Source organism: Olsenella sp. An270, assembly GCF_002159735.1.
In the GTDB taxonomy this organism is placed as follows: Bacteria; Actinomycetota; Coriobacteriia; order Coriobacteriales; family Atopobiaceae; genus Thermophilibacter.
The window spans coordinates 153296-167646 of record NZ_NFJF01000004.1; the positions used below are offsets into that span (position 1 = coordinate 153296).

A 14351-nucleotide genomic window follows, 5' to 3' on the forward strand; every position below is an offset into this window, starting at 1 on the left:
GGCTACGCGCGGCGCCTGAGCTGGCGCTCGCGTATCTCGCTCACCTCGGAGATAACCCAGAACGCCGTTGGGTCGGTGGACGTTATCATCTCGCGGATCGACCAGAGCTTGCGCCTGGGAATCACGCTGAGCAGCGCCCTGCCCTCCTGGCGCGTGTAGCCCTGCTCAACGGGGATCACGGTGACGCCCGCGTCCTGCTCGTGCAGGATGTTCTCGCGGATCGCCTCGTGCTCGGCGGAGAAGATGAGCAGCTGGACCTGCGAGCTACCCATGATCATGACTCGGTTCATGACGATGGTGAGCAGGGTGAGCGTGAGTATGCCCAGCAGCACCTGGTCGAAGTTGGAGAAGGGGATCTGCCCGGCGATGACGCACCCGTCGATGATCCAGAGCAGTGCCGAGACGCTGACGTGCAGATACTTGTGCGTGACGAGGGCAATAACGTCGCTTCCGCCCGTCGAGCCGCCCGATCGCAGGATGAGTCCCGCGCCCGCGCCCATGAGGGCGCCGGCGCAGAGGGCGGCGAGCATGGGCTCGCTGGTGAGCTGGCCCAGGGGGAGCGCCTCGAGAACGGACATGGCGAGCGGGTAGGCGAGCGTGCTGAAGATGGTCGACGCCGCGAACGACCGTCCCAGAAAGGCCGCGCCCAGCAGGAAGAGCGCCGCGTTGATGACGAGCACCACGAGCGACAGGGGCAGGGGCACGGCGTGCGTGACGATCAGCGCGATGCCGGTCGACCCTCCGAGTACGAGGCCGTGCGGGACGATGAAGCAGGTGACGGCAAGCGCCACGAGCAGGTTGCCGAGCGTCAGCGACGCCATCTTGAGCAGCTTGTGCGACATGACCCTCCGTAACGTGATCGGGACCAACGCCTGCAATGGTATCCGTCTTAGCGTCTCCACTCGCAGAGAAGGGCGCGATAGCGTGCGGCGTAGTGGCTCCCCCGCTGCCAGATGAGGCTGAAGTCGTGCTCTATGGCAAAGTCCTCCGGCGTGACGTCTGCCAGCGAGCCGTCTGCGAGCTCCGACTCCACCGCGACTCGGTACATGAAGCTCATCCCCGCGCCGGCGGTGACGCAGGCCTTGATCGTGGGTATGCTGGCGAGCTCAATGACACCGGCGAAGTCGCCGACGGACAGCTCGCGTGCCGCAAGGTGACGCTCGAGGATTTCTCGGGTACCCGATCCGGGCTCGCGGAGCACGAGCCGTCGGGCGAGAAGATCCGTGATGCTCGAGGGGCGCTCCCCGTTGGCGGCAACCGCCACGAAGGGCTCTCGCGAAAGCACCTCGCTCTCGAAGACCTCCCGATCGAACGAGCCCTCCACGAGGGCGAGGTCGATCCCTCCGGCCTCGATGAGCTCCACGAGCTCGGCCGTGTTCCCCGTTCGCAGGTAGACGTGGTCGTCCGGGTGACGTCTCAGGTGCTCGGAAAGCAGACGTGGGGCAACGTAGTCGGCGATAGTCCTCGTGCAGCCGAGGCGCAGGGGAGGCCGCTCGTCCTTCTCGCCTCCAAGGGCGACGAGCTCCTCGCGCAGCCGGGCCTCGTCGTTCTCCGCCACGTCGAGGGCTCGGTAGAGCAGTTTCCCCGCCGACGTGGGCTCCACGCCGCGTCCGGTCTTCGAGAAGAGCGAGCAGCCGTAGTGTGCCTCGAGTTGCCGTATGTGCTGCGAGACCGCCGGCTGGGTGACATGCAGCTGCTCGGCGGCGCGCGTGAAGCTGCCGGTGCGGTACACGGCGAGGAACGTGTGCGTGCGGTAGTCGAGCATCCTCGTCCTTCTCGATAAAAGAATCGCTTATGACTTCATAAGCAATAGGGTGGAATCAATTATAACCGCAGGGAGTAGCCTGAATGAGAAATGAAATGCGGCGAAGGGGCTCATGCGAATGGAACTCGTTAAGGACTTTGGGAAGATGTGGAAAGGCGTGCTGTTTGCGCTGGCCATCGCCGTTCCGGCGTGGCTTCTGGGCAAGCAGTTCGAGGTCGTGGGCGGCCCGGTGTTCGCCATCCTCATTGGCATGGTGCTCGCCCTGCTGGTGCCGGCCGAGAAGGGCGAGCCGCTTGCCGCCGGCGTCAGGTTCACGTCCAAGAAGGTGCTCCAGTACGCGGTGATCCTGCTGGGCTTTGGCCTCAACCTCGCGCAGATCGCGCAGGTCGGGATGACGTCGCTGCCGATCATCGTCTCGACCATCACCACGTCGCTCGTGGTGTCCTACGCGCTCTGCCGCGCGCTCGACATCCCGGGCAAGATCTCCACGCTCATTGGGGTGGGGTCCTCCATCTGCGGTGGCTCGGCCATCGCGGCCACGGCTCCCGTGATCGAGGCGGACGACGAGGAGGTTGCCCAGGCCATCAGCGTGATCTTCCTGTTCAACGTGATCGCGGCGCTCGTGTTCCCCACGCTGGGCGGCGCGCTCGGCCTCACCAACGAGGGCTTTGGCCTCTTCGCGGGTACGGCGGTGAACGACACCTCGTCCGTCACCGCTGCGGCGGCCGCCTGGGACGGCATGCATCCCGGCGCCAACACGCTCGACGCGGCCACCATCGTGAAGCTCACGCGGACGCTGGCCATCATCCCCATCACGCTGGCGCTCGCGTTCTGGCAGCTGCGTCAGGCCCGTCGCTCGGGCGGCGAGGCGAGAAGCACCTTCAGTCTGCGTCGCGCGTTCCCGACCTTCATCGTCTTCTTCGTGCTGGCGAGCGTGGTGACCACGGTCTTCTCGCTGCCCGCCGCCGTGACCGCGCCCGTCAAGGAACTCTCCAAGTTCCTCATCGTCATGGCGATGGCAGCCATCGGATTCAACACCGACCTCGTCAAGCTCGTGCGTACGGGCGGCAAGCCGATCCTCATGGGACTCTGCTGCTGGGTCGCCATTGCGTGCGTCAGCCTGGGCATGCAGCACGTGCTTGGGATCTGGTAGGCGTCCGCCCCACTTGAAAAAGCGAGTCAGAGGAGCTCGACGCACTGCTTTCCGGTGATGTGCTCCAGCGTCACATCGATGATCGCAACGCGCGGGAAGCGAGCGATCTCCGCCTCGGTCGACTCCTCGGGAAGCTCGGGGCAGTACTTGGCTGCGAGGGCGCGCAGCGCGGCGTGACGGGCCTCGACGTCCTCGACGAGGCATGCCCGCCCAAAGGCGATGACGCTTTTGAAGTGTGTGGTGAACTCCTCGGGGACTACGTCTCCCTGCGCGATCACGCAGACGCTCACGCGCGGGTCGGCGGAGATCGCATCGAGCTTGGCCCCGGCGGGCGCGCAGTGAATGAGCAGGTGAAGGGCACCGCTGGCGTCCTCGTGCAGCGCATAGTTCACGGGCACGGCGTACGGGAAGCCGTCCGTGGAGGCGCTTGCCGCGAGCGCGAGCACGCACTCGCGGCCTTGCGCGAGGATCTCGCGGCACGCGGCCTCGTTGAGCTGCTGCTTGCTTCGACGCATGGGCCTCATGGGGAGCTCCCTTCGCACGTTGCCAGAGGCCCCATTGTACGGCGGGCCTGCATGAAGCGCCGTCTCGCCAAACGACAGGTTTTGGGTTTCTCGGTCCCGCGCGTTTCTCGGAAGGCCGGCGGATTCAAACTTGAATCCGCCCTGCGAGACTATCGCGCCGACCCCTCAGCCCAGGCGCGCAGGTCGTTGGCGTCCAGGCGACCGTTGAGCAGGCGGCCCTCCGTTACCGTCGCGCCGGGCGCGAGGCTTGCCATGCGCTGCGGCGCCTTGCCCAGACCGGAGCCGCCGCTCGTGGCAAACGGCACGATGGTCTTGCCGGAGAAGTCGTGCGCCTCGAGGAAGGTGTCGACGATGCGCGGCTCCACGTACCACCAGATCGGGAAGCCCACGAAGACGGTGTCGTAGGCGCTCATGTCGGGAGCGTCGCCCGTAACGGCTGGACGGCACTTCTCGTCCGCCATCTCACGCGAGCTGCGGCTGTTCTTGTCGTTCCAGTTGAGGTCCGCCGAGGAGTAGGGATGCTCGGGCGCGATCTCAAAGAGGTCCGCACCGATGGCCTCGGCGAGGGCCTTGGCGGCTCGCGCGGTTGTTCCGGTTGCGGAGAAGTAGGCTACCAGCGTGCTCATGAGGGTCTCCTTCCAATAGGTGACGTAACGTCACTAACTAGGATACCCAGAAGTGCTGCTATCGAGTCATGAAGAACAGCGCGATGTTGCTCAGGAGCGAGAGCGCCGGCGTGAGAAAGCACAGCAGCGTTCCCGTGATCGAGCACAGCATGCCGATCGCGGTGGTGAGGCTCTTGCGGTAGTCGGCCTTCTTCGCGCGCCGCGCCAGCACGATGCCGGCGATGCCCACGAAGCCGCCGACGACCTGGAGCCAGATGAGCGGCGTGAAGGCCGTTACGAGGGACAGCGCGCCGAGCACGATGGACAGGATATCCATGGAGAACCTCCGATGGTCGCGTGGCGCCATCCTAGCACAACGAAGTGAGAACGATTTCAGTAATATACAATCGGCGCGTACAAAGATCGGAACAAGACGAGAGGAGCCACGCGCAATGGCAATCTTCGACAAGTTCACCAAGAAGGACACCCCGGTCGAAACCCCCGAGAGCCTTGAGATCGACGCTCGGCCCGGCATCGGCTACGCCCCGGTCTCCGGCCGCGTCATCCGCATGACCGACGTCCCCGACAAGGTCTTTAGCACCGAGGTCCTCGGCAAGGGCTGCGCGCTCTGGCCGGACAGCGACGTCGTCTACGCCCCGGCGAGCGGCTGGGTCGGCACCGCGATGGGTCATGTCGTGACCATCAAGTCCGACGGCGGCGCCGAGGTCCTCGTCCACGTGGGCGTCAACACCGTCAACCTCAAGGGCAAGGGTTTCACCAACTTCGTCTCCGACGGCGACCGCGTGGTGGCGGGCCAGCCCATCATCAAGATGGACCGCAAGGTCATCAACGAGGCGGGCTACCAGGACTGCGTCGTCCTCGCCATCTCCAACTCCGACGAGCTGGCTGGTGTGGAGCTCACCGCGGGCTTCAGTGAGAAGGTCGAGGCGGGCGCCCCGATCCTCAAGGTGACGTTCTAGCTCCTCACGCACATCGCTCTGAGCGGGGGCGGCGGCCGTGCGGCTGCCGCCCCCTTTTCGTGTGGCTAACCCTCGTAGTCGTGGAGCACGGCCTCGATGTTGTTGCCCTCGGGGTCCAGGGCGAAGCACGCGTAGTAGCCGGGGTACTCGACGCCCTTGTGGTAGCCGAGCGTTGCCATGACGCGCTCGTAGTAGGGGACCATGACCTCGGGGTCGGACACGTGGATGATCAGGTGGTCGAGCATCAGGGGCTCCCTTCTCGTGAGCTTGTCGTGGCCCATTGTGCCGAGGCGCCCGCCGCGCGAATGACGCCCCTTCGGTCGACGGCTCGGGTCGCTTCGCGTGCGTTCGTGCGAGAATCTACGAGGGGAGGTCACATGATCTACGTCGTTGACTCGCAGGAACACCCGCTCGACGTGGTGCCGGCCGCGAAGGGGCTGCGCTCACGCGTGGTGAGCGTACCGGTGGCCGGGTGGGGCGATGCGCTCACGCCGTGGCCCGCCCCTGCGCTGCGTCCGGGAGAGCGGGACTTCGGTGGGCATGCGGACGAGACGCTCGCTTTGCTCGCCGCCGCGCTCGACCAAGCTCCTGGACCCCATGCCATCTGCGGCTATTCGCTCGGCGGGCTCTTCGCGCTCTATGCGTTCGTGCGGGAGCCGCGCCTCGCGGCTTGCGCATGTCTCTCTGGCTCGGTCTGGTACGAGGGCTGGGTCGACTGGCTGCGCAATAACGCACCAGACTGCGCTGGGCGCTACGCGTACCTCTCGGTTGGGAAGAAAGAGAAGCGCGCGGGCCTGCCGTTTCGTCACGTGGAGGAGGACCTCGCCGCCTGCGCGGAGATCCTCCGCGACCGCGGCTGCGAGGTGGACGTGGCGTTGGGGCCAGGCAGTCACATGCAGCACGTGACCGAGCGCCTCGCCGCGGGCCTTGTCTCCCTCGACGCTGTTCTGACCGACGACTGATTCAAGTAAATTGTTGACATAAATTCTGTTCTAGAGCCGCATGTAGAGCAGTGGATAGGGGCGCCCCTCCTCGTCGAGCTCGGTGCGGCGATACGTCTTGAAGCCCAGATGCTCGTAGAACCCCACCGCCTGCGGATTCTGCTCGTTGACGGTGAGCTCGGTCACGTCGAGGTGCGAGATGCCGTGCTCGAGAAGCTGGCGGCCGAGGCCGCGCCCGCGCGCCTCCGGGTCGAGGAGGAGCATCTCGAGACGGCCGTCCTGTACGCCCATGAAGCCCACGGGCTCGTCGTCGCGCTCTGCCACGACGAGCGTCTCCACGCCCGCGACCGCCTGGGGGACAAAGGGCTTGATCTCGGCGATTTCTGCCTCGGAGAGAAACTCGTGGGTAGCGCGCACGGAGCGCTCCCACACGGCCACGAGCCGCTCGATGAGCTCGGGTGTACGGTCGGAAACGGTGCTGAGGCTTGCCATGAGGCCTCACATTCCCTTGAAGTCGGTCTGGCGCAGGGCTTCGTAGAGCACGACGGCGGCTGCATTGGAAAGGTTGAGCGCGCTGATTCGGTAATCGTCCGGGTTCACGAAGTTGCCGCAGACGTCCTGAGCCAAGATGGTGTCATGGTTGCCCGACGAGCCCCAGGTCGAGGCGTTTTTGAGCGACGCGGCGTCCGGCAGCATGGGAATGCGTTCGCAGAGGTTCGCGTGTGCGGCGAGCAGCTCCTCCGGCAGCCCCACGCTCTCGCAGCCAAAGACGAGGTAGTCACCGTCTTGATAGTGCGCCTCGGCATAGGTGCGCCGTGCCTTCTTGGTGAGGAGGTGCAGGCGGGCTTTGGGACCCGCCGCGACAAGAAACGCTTCCCAGTTCTCGTGGACCGTGACATCCAGGCTCTCCCAGTAGCCGAGCCCCGCGCGATGCAGGCTCTTCTCGTCCAGCGAGAAGCCGAGCGGTCCCACGAGGTGCAGCCGCGAGCCCGTGACGACGCAGGTGCGCCCGATATTGCCTGTGTTGGCCGGAATCTCCGGTGCCACCAGCACGACGTTGAACATGATGCAAGCCCTGTCGCGAGAATTGTCTCCAGAAGCGGGTTGACGCCGCATAAAACGGCGTCTCGTGCTACATTCTGACGACTTTCAGATCAAAATGCTCGCTCGTGCAACACGGATTTTGGCTCTGTGGCGCATCTGATTCAAATTACAATGTCCCGAGTCACGTTTCCGCAGGTGAAAAATAATACAAGACATTATCCAGCGTCTTTTGGCGAAAAATGACGCAGCACGAGAGTCACTTTTATGCACCATACTCAGATAATGCCGCACGAGAGAGCGTTTTATGCACCAGAGACGATTCTGCGGGGCCCGCTATACTATGTGGGTGCAACAAACGGCGACTTTTGAAGGGAACCCCATGATCAAGGAACTGGTCCACGACGAGGCCATCCTCTCCACCCCGTGCGAGCCCGCCACCGCCGAGGACGCCGACCTGGCGCAGGACCTCATCGACACCCTCGCCTCCATCGACGATGCCGTCTGCCTCGCCGCCAACCAGATCGGCGTGACCAAGGCCGTCGTCGTGTACCAGGACGACAACGGCCAGCCGCACGTGATGTACAACCCCAAAGTGCTCGCGGGCTTTGCCGCGGCCAAGGTCGAGGAGAGCTGCCTCACCCACGAGGAGCCGGTGCGCATCACGCGCTTTGCCAAGATCAAGGTGTCCTTCGACGAGCTGGTGGACGGCGAGCTCAGGCCGCGTCGTCGCGACTACACGGGCTGGACGGCGCAGATGATCCAGCACATGGCCGACCACTGCAAGGGCAAGCTGGTCTAGCATGCCCGCGCGCGGCGGTGCCGCGGCGCCCGACCATATCGAGGTGCGCGGCGCCCGCGTGCACAACCTCAAGAACGTCGACGTCGACATCCCGCTGAACGAGCTCGTGGGCGTGGCCGGGGTCTCCGGCTCTGGCAAGAGCTCGCTCGCCCTGGGCGTACTCTACGCCGAGGGTAGTCGTCGCTATCTGGAGTCGCTCTCCACGTACACGCGTCGCCGCATGACGCAGGCGAGCCACGCCGCGGTGGATGACGTGCGTTACGTGCCAGCGGCCCTGGCGCTTCACCAGCGTCCGGCGGTGCCGGGCGTGCGTAGTACCTTTGGCACCATGTCCGAGCTGCTCAACAGCCTACGTCTGCTCTTCTCGCGCGTGGCGAGCCATCGGTGCCCGCACTGTGGCGCCTACGCCCCGCCCTCGATGGCGGTGGCGACGGACCAGCCCATCACCTGCCCTACCTGCGGGCAAGAGTTCTTTGGCCCCGGTGCCGAGGACCTGGCGTTCAACAGCACCGGCGCGTGTCCTGCCTGCGGCGGCACGGGTATCGTGCGCACGGTGAACGAGGCATCGCTCGTGCCCGACGAGTCCATCTCCATCGACGACGGGGCGGTGCTGCCCTGGGGCAGCCTCATGTGGGACCTCATGAAGCAGGTCTGCGGCGCCATGGGCGTGCGCACCAACGTACCCTTCTGCGAGCTCACGCCCGAGGAGCGCGACATCGTCTTCTATGGCCCCGCCGTCAAGAAGCACATTCTCTACCACCCCAAGAAGGGCGACGACTTCGCCGAGCTGGACTTCACCTACTTCAACGCGGTCTACACCGTGGAGAACGCGCTCGCCAAGGTCAAGGACGAGAAGGGCCTCAAGCGCGTGAGCCGCTTCCTCACCGAGGGGTCCTGCCCCGACTGCGGCGGCACGCGCCTCTCCGAGGCGGCGCGTGCCCCGCGCGTGGCGGGAATCGGTCTCGCCGACGCCACGGCGATGACGCTCGACGACGTCGTTGCCTGGGTCGCCGCGGTCCCCGCGAGCCTGACCGAGGAGCTTCGTCCCATGGCTCAGAGCATCTGCGACTCCTTCCGTCACACGGCGCAGCGCCTGCTTGACCTGGGCCTTGGCTACCTCTCGCTCAACCGTGCGGCCGCCACGCTCTCCACGGGCGAGCGCCAGCGCGTGCAGCTGGCCCGCGCGGTCCGCAACCGCACGACGGGCGTGCTCTACGTGCTCGACGAGCCGTCCATCGGCCTGCACCCCGCCAACGTGGATGGTCTTCTCGGCGTCATGCGCGACCTTTTGGCCGACGGCAACTCCGTCGTGATGGTGGATCACGACGCACGCATTCTCGCCGAGACGGACCACCTCATCGAGCTGGGCCCCGGCGCGGGGGCGGACGGCGGGCGCGTGATCTGCCAGGGTACCGTCGCCGAGGTGGCGGCCGATCCCGCATCGCGCGTCGGCGGCTTCCTCACGGGCGAGAAGGACGTGCTCTCTCGGCCGCGCGCCGCTGCGGACGAGATGTTCGACCTCGGCACCATCTCGATGGAGACCGAGGCGCTGCATACGGTGCGCCCGCTCCACGTGGAGGTCCCGCGCGGGCGGCTCGTGGTGGTGACGGGCGTCTCGGGCTCGGGCAAGACGACGCTCGTGCTGGAGACGCTGGTGCCGGCGCTCGCCGCTGCGGCGGCGGGGGAGACGCTGCCCGCGCACGTGCGCTGGGTGGACGCCGAGGGCGTGCGGCGCGCGAACCTCATCGACGCGACGCCGATCGGGATCAACGTGCGTTCCACGGTGGCGACGTACGCCGGCGTCCACGACGAGCTGCGGCGCGCCTATGCCCGCACCGACGAGGCGCGCGCCGCCGGCTACAAGGCCGGGGACTTCTCGTACAACACCGGGCGCCTGCGCTGCCCCACCTGCGACGGCACGGGCGAGGTCTCGCTCGACGTGCAGTTCCTCCCGGACGTGGACATCCCGTGCCCGGACTGCCGCGGGTCGCGCTACGCTGCGGCGGCGGACGGCGTGCACCGCCCGCGCAAGGGCGAGCCGACGGACACGGGCCTCACGCTCCCGCAGCTCATGGCGCTCTCCGTGGACGAGGCGCTCGACGCCTGCTCTGACCTGCGTCGCGTTGCCACACGGCTGCAGGTGCTGCATGACCTTGGCCTGGGATACCTCACGCTCGGCGAGGCCACGCCGGCACTCTCCGGCGGCGAGGCGCAGCGTCTCAAGCTCGCGAGCGAGATGGGCCGCGCGCAGGATGACGCCGTCTTCGTCTTTGACGAGCCCACGATCGGTCTGCACCCGCTCGACGTGCAGACGCTGCTCGCGGTGTTCCAGCGGCTCGTGGATGCCGGCGCCACCGTCATCGTGATCGAGCACGACCTGGACGTCATTCGCAACGCGGACTACGTGATCGACATGGGCCCCGGCGGCGGCGAGGCGGGCGGCCGCATCGTGTGCGCCGGCACTCCCGAGGAGGTTGCCGCCTGCTCCGACAGCGTCACCGGCCGCTACCTGTGAGACAAATGAACCCGTCCCCTTTGTCTCACGACTCAGCAGCGGTGGGCGCTGGGGCAGATGTCCTCGAGGACGCAGCCGTCACAGCGCGGGCCGCGCGCCACGCAGGTGTCGCGCCCGTGCTTGATCCACTGGTGGTTCACCGGTCCCCAGAGCTCGCGCGGCAGCAGGTGCAGCAGGTCCTGCTCGGTCTTGAGCGGCTCCTTCTCGTGCGTCTTGGGCGAGAGCGCCAGCCGGTGCGCGATGCGGTTGACGTGCGTGTCCACCGCGATGCCCTCCACGATGCCAAACCCCACGTTCATCACGATGTTGGCCGTCTTGCGCCCCACGCCGGGCAGACGCGTGAGCTCCTCCATCGTGTGCGGGACCTCCCCGCCAAAATCGGAGACGATCATCTGCGCGCACTCCACGCAGTGCCGCGCCTTGGACTTGTAGAAGCCCAGGCTGTGGATGTACTCGGAGACCTCCTCGGGCGAGGCGGCCGCCATGGCCTCCGGCGTGGGGAAGCGCTCGAAGAGCGCGGGCGTCACCTTGTTGACCTGAGCGTCGGTCGTCTGTGCCGAGAGCAGGACGGCGATCGTCAGGCGAAACGGGTTCGCGTGGTCGAGGAAGCACTCGACCGGCCCGTACTTCTCGTCAAGGCGTCGGCAGACCTCAACGGCCCGCTCGACCTTGGCCTGCTTGGTCTCTCGTGGCATCGCGTCCCCTTCCTTGGCCTTCCGACCGATGATAGGGCGACCGGTCGGGGGAGAAAAGGGGCTTCTCGCCCTCCGGCGTTCGTTGCGTGTGCTAGCGTCTTTTCAGAAATCTCGCCAAGCGGGCGAGAAGAACGCGGAGGGAGGGGCGATGTTCTGCACGAGATGCGGCGCCCGAAACGATGACAGTGCCAAGTTCTGCAGCCAGTGCGGGGCGTCTCTGACCGACGTCACCTGGACCGTTCGCGAGCAGGACCCCGAGCCTCCCGCCGAGGAGGCGCCTCAGACCGAGGCCCCGACCGTCTCGGAGCCCGAGGTCGAGCCTACGCCCGAGCCCGAGGTCGAGCCTACGCCCGCGTCCGAGGATGTTTCCGAGCCCGAGCCCGAGCCCGAGCCCGAGCCGGCGCCCGAGCCTGCCTCACCCGTCTCCGCGCCTGAGCCGCCCGAATCCTGGGGTGAGCCCGTGACCGAGGTCCCGCCCCAGGAGTGGCCCGAAGGGTCGGCCCAGAGCCCGTTCCAGGAGGGCGGCAAGCCCAAGAAGGGGCTCGGAACCGGGGCGATCGTCGGCATCATCGTCGCCGGCTTCGTGGTGGTTGCCCTCATTGTGGTGGCGGTGCTCTTCATGGGCAGTTCGTCGGGCGGTAGCGCGGGTGACCCCGCCACGCGCGAGGAGCCTTCCAAGAACGTCGAAATCGAGGGCTTCGGTGAGGGGCTCGGCGCCCTCGGCGGCGGCTCTGGCTCCGACCCCGATTCCGGCCCCGACGCCGTCGTGGGTGACGAGATCGGCGGCTCGGTCTTCGACCTCACCTGCTACGAGGGGACCCCGGCAGAGATCGAGGAGTTCCTCCTGGGCAGCGGGCTCACGGTCAGCGGCTCGTGGGCGAGCGACGGCGGCGGGGTCACCGACCCGTACGTGAGCCTCACCTTCTCCGGCGAGTACGACGGTGCCGCGCCGATCGAGATGGAGGCGGGGAGTGAGCTCGGGGTGTCGGTCCAGGCCTATCTTGGCTCCACCCCCGTCACGTGGGATGACCTCGGATATGCCGACGACGTGATTTCCTCCCTGAACGATCTCGCCGACGACGCGGAGATAAGCGGAATCGCGATCGAGTTCTACTCTCCCGTCGAGTCCTCCGAGTTCGCGAGCGCGGCCGGCTCGATCTTCTCCTCGATGGAGCTGCCCGCCGCCACCCGCGTCTCTGCCAGCAGTGACGACATCCTCTCGAGCACCCTTGACGAGCTGGGCGTAGGCGAGGACCGAGGCGACGTCACCGACTACCTCGGCGAGGTGCTGTTCGTTGACAGCGACTCGATGCCGTTCCGCGACGGGGAGGGAAGCTGCCAGGTGAGTCTCATGGGCGGCGAGGAGTTTGGCGGCGTCACGATGGTGGAGATCGACCTCAGCTGACGAGCCTGCCCCCGTTGACCTCATGTGCGAGCCTGGAAAGCCGGGGCCTTGTCCTGCCGGCGTCCAGGAATCGCCGTCCTTGTCCGCCAGGGTTCTAAGAATCCGGGCCCTTGTCGCCAGAGCTTCTATGAAATGGCGCCCTTGTACGCTGGAGGGCGGCCAGGACCGCACAAGGTCCGCGATTTCTAGAAGTACTGACGACAAGGGCCCGTTGTCTCGACAAGTTCAATTTGAGTTGTGCTAGAGTACCGATATTGAACTTCTCGGTCGAGAAGTTCAATTTTTGCCCATCAGATTGAACTCCGGGAGACGAGATGGCGCACGAGACCTTCGCAGAGCGTCTTCGCCAGGCGATGGCCGAGAAGGGCCTCAAGCAGACGGACCTCGTCCGCGAGGCGTCGGCACGTGGCGAGAAGCTCGGGAAGAGCCAGGTCAGCCAATATGTGAGCGGCAAGGTCGTGCCGCGTGCGAACGTGGTGTCCCTGCTTGCTGCGCTTCTCGGCGTGGATGCGGGTTGGCTTGCCACGGGGGAGGGGGCCCGAGCTGCCGCGCGGCCTGAGACCGCGACCCAGCCCATCCCCACCGACACCGGCAAAAGGAGTTCCACCATGCGCGAGTTCAAGAAGTCCAGCAAGCTCGACAACGTCCTCTACGACGTCCGCGGCCCCGTCGCCGACGAGGCGGCCCGCATGGAGGACGAGGGCCTGCGCATCCTCAAGCTCAACATCGGCAACCCCGCGCCGTTTGGCTTCCGCACGCCCGACGAGGTTGTCCACGACATGCGTCAGCAGCTGCCCGACTGCGAGGGCTACTCCGACTCGCGCGGCCTCTTCTCTGCCCGCAAGGCGATCATGCAGTACGCGCAGCTCAAGCACCTGCCCAACGTGAGCATGGACGGGATCTACACCGGCAACGGCGTCTCCGAGCTCATCCAGCTCTGCATGAACGTGCTGCTCAACACCGGTGACGAGATCCTCATCCCGAGCCCCGACTACCCTCTGTGGACCGCCTGCGCCACGCTCGCGGGCGGCACGCCCGTGCACTACCTGTGCGACGAGGAGGCCGAGTGGACGCCCGACCTCGCCGACATGGAGGCTAAGATCACGAGCAACACCAAGGCGCTCGTGATCATCAACCCCAACAACCCCACGGGCGCCGTCTACCCGCGCGAGGTGCTCGAGCAGATCGTGGAGATCGCCCGCCGGCACCAGCTGATGATCTTCTCGGACGAGATCTACGACCGCCTGTGCATGGACGGCTTCGAGCACGTCTCCATTGCCTCGCTGGCGCCCGACCTGCCGTGCGTCACGTTCTCCGGCCTCTCCAAGTCCCATATGGTGGCGGGCTACCGCATCGGCTGGATGATCCTCTCGGGCAACAAGCGCTGCATGAGCGACTTCATCTATGGCATCAACATGCTCTCCAACATGCGCCTGTGCTCCAACGTGCCGGCGCAGTCCATCGTCCAGACGGCGCTCGGCGGCTACCAGAGCGTGGAGCGCTACGTGGAGCCCGGCGGGCGCATCTACGAGCAGCGCAACTTCGTCTACGAGGCGCTCAACGACATCGACGGCATCACGGCCGTGAAGCCCAAGGCCGCGTTCTACATCTTCCCCAAGATCGACGTGAAGAAGTTCAACATCACTGATGACGAGCAGTTCGCCCTCGACCTGCTGCACGAGAAGCACATCCTCATCACGCGCGGCGGCGGCTTCAACTGGCCCAAGCCCGACCACTTCCGCATTGTCTATCTGCCGCGCATGGGCGTCCTGCGCGAGGCCATGACCGACCTCGCGGACTTCTTCGCCCACTACCGCCAGGGCTAGCGTCCGTCTTTCATTATCTGGGTACTTTTTCTGGCACCTCCCAAGTACGACCTGGGAGGTGCCATTTTTCTACCAGCGGATTTGTGAGCTGGATGGGCG

General features: G+C 66.2%; 16 protein-coding genes. 7 read left to right on the plus strand and 9 right to left on the minus strand.

Annotation, left to right across the window (positions count from 1 at the left end; all coding sequences use genetic code 11):
- Positions 1-2: 2 nt before the first annotated feature.
- Positions 3-842, minus strand: coding sequence for a YitT family protein (locus B5F73_RS06080; RefSeq protein WP_087227362.1), 840 nt, complete (start codon positions 840-842; stop codon positions 3-5).
- Positions 843-889: 47 nt separating this feature from the next.
- On the minus strand, positions 890-1765 hold the full coding sequence (locus B5F73_RS06085; protein ID WP_087227363.1) for a LysR family transcriptional regulator: 876 nt from the start codon (positions 1763-1765) through the stop codon (positions 890-892).
- A gap of 118 nt (positions 1766-1883) precedes the next feature.
- Here B5F73_RS06085 and B5F73_RS06090 point away from each other — a divergent pair, with 118 nt between their 5' ends.
- A complete protein-coding gene (locus B5F73_RS06090) occupies positions 1884-2918 on the plus strand; it encodes a YeiH family protein (protein WP_087227364.1) in 1035 nt (344 codons plus the stop codon).
- A 26-nt stretch (positions 2919-2944) separates the two neighbouring features.
- Here B5F73_RS06090 and B5F73_RS06095 read toward each other — a convergent pair whose 3' ends face one another.
- The 3 genes from B5F73_RS06095 to B5F73_RS06105 form a co-directional block, all read right to left on the minus strand.
- Positions 2945-3442, minus strand: a complete 498-nt coding sequence (locus B5F73_RS06095; RefSeq protein WP_087227365.1) for a pyridoxamine 5'-phosphate oxidase family protein — start codon at positions 3440-3442, stop codon at positions 2945-2947.
- Between the two features lie 149 nt (positions 3443-3591).
- Positions 3592-4068 carry a flavodoxin gene (locus B5F73_RS06100; RefSeq protein WP_087227366.1) on the minus strand — a complete coding sequence of 159 codons (477 nt, stop codon included), beginning with the start codon at positions 4066-4068 and terminating at the stop codon, positions 3592-3594.
- A gap of 58 nt (positions 4069-4126) precedes the next feature.
- Complete coding sequence (locus B5F73_RS06105) at positions 4127-4384, minus strand: hypothetical protein (protein WP_087227367.1); 258 nt, start codon at positions 4382-4384, stop codon at positions 4127-4129.
- Between the two features lie 115 nt (positions 4385-4499).
- On the opposite strand from B5F73_RS06105, the gene B5F73_RS06110 reads away from it, so the two are divergent.
- The gene (locus B5F73_RS06110) at positions 4500-5027 is read left to right on the plus strand and encodes a PTS glucose transporter subunit IIA (RefSeq protein WP_087227368.1); all 528 of its coding nucleotides are present in this window, start codon (positions 4500-4502) and stop codon (positions 5025-5027) included.
- A 65-nt stretch (positions 5028-5092) separates the two neighbouring features.
- Here B5F73_RS06110 and B5F73_RS06115 read toward each other — a convergent pair whose 3' ends face one another.
- Positions 5093-5272 (minus strand): hypothetical protein, encoded by a 180-nt coding sequence (locus B5F73_RS06115; RefSeq protein WP_087227413.1) that lies wholly within the window; start codon positions 5270-5272, stop codon positions 5093-5095.
- A gap of 132 nt (positions 5273-5404) precedes the next feature.
- On the opposite strand from B5F73_RS06115, the gene B5F73_RS06120 reads away from it, so the two are divergent.
- Positions 5405-5989, plus strand: a complete 585-nt coding sequence (locus tag B5F73_RS06120; RefSeq protein ID WP_087227369.1) for an alpha/beta hydrolase-fold protein — start codon at positions 5405-5407, stop codon at positions 5987-5989.
- A 30-nt stretch (positions 5990-6019) separates the two neighbouring features.
- Here B5F73_RS06120 and B5F73_RS06125 read toward each other — a convergent pair whose 3' ends face one another.
- Both B5F73_RS06125 and B5F73_RS06130 read right to left on the minus strand, forming a co-directional pair.
- Positions 6020-6460 carry an acetyltransferase gene (locus B5F73_RS06125; RefSeq protein WP_087227370.1) on the minus strand — a complete coding sequence of 147 codons (441 nt, stop codon included), beginning with the start codon at positions 6458-6460 and terminating at the stop codon, positions 6020-6022.
- A 6-nt stretch (positions 6461-6466) separates the two neighbouring features.
- The gene (locus B5F73_RS06130) at positions 6467-7033 is read right to left on the minus strand and encodes a tRNA (cytidine(34)-2'-O)-methyltransferase (RefSeq protein ID WP_087227371.1); all 567 of its coding nucleotides are present in this window, start codon (positions 7031-7033) and stop codon (positions 6467-6469) included.
- A gap of 358 nt (positions 7034-7391) precedes the next feature.
- Here B5F73_RS06130 and B5F73_RS06135 point away from each other — a divergent pair, with 358 nt between their 5' ends.
- Together B5F73_RS06135 and B5F73_RS06140 are read left to right on the plus strand one after the other, a co-directional pair.
- Complete coding sequence (locus B5F73_RS06135) at positions 7392-7811, plus strand: peptide deformylase (protein WP_087227372.1); 420 nt, start codon at positions 7392-7394, stop codon at positions 7809-7811.
- A 1-nt stretch (position 7812) separates the two neighbouring features.
- Entirely contained in the window at positions 7813-10326 is a 2514-nt protein-coding gene (locus tag B5F73_RS06140; protein WP_087227373.1) for an excinuclease ABC subunit A, read from the plus strand.
- 32 nt (positions 10327-10358) lie between these two features.
- Here B5F73_RS06140 and nth read toward each other — a convergent pair whose 3' ends face one another.
- A complete protein-coding gene (gene nth / locus B5F73_RS06145; RefSeq protein ID WP_087227374.1) occupies positions 10359-11021 on the minus strand; it encodes an endonuclease III in 663 nt (220 codons plus the stop codon).
- 148 nt (positions 11022-11169) lie between these two features.
- On the opposite strand from nth, the gene B5F73_RS06150 reads away from it, so the two are divergent.
- Positions 11170-12426, plus strand: a complete 1257-nt coding sequence (locus B5F73_RS06150; protein WP_158094774.1) for a zinc ribbon domain-containing protein — start codon at positions 11170-11172, stop codon at positions 12424-12426.
- 314 nt (positions 12427-12740) lie between these two features.
- Positions 12741-14252, plus strand: a complete 1512-nt coding sequence (locus tag B5F73_RS06155) for an aminotransferase class I/II-fold pyridoxal phosphate-dependent enzyme (RefSeq protein ID WP_087227376.1) — start codon at positions 12741-12743, stop codon at positions 14250-14252.
- Positions 14253-14351: the final 99 nt, after the last annotated feature.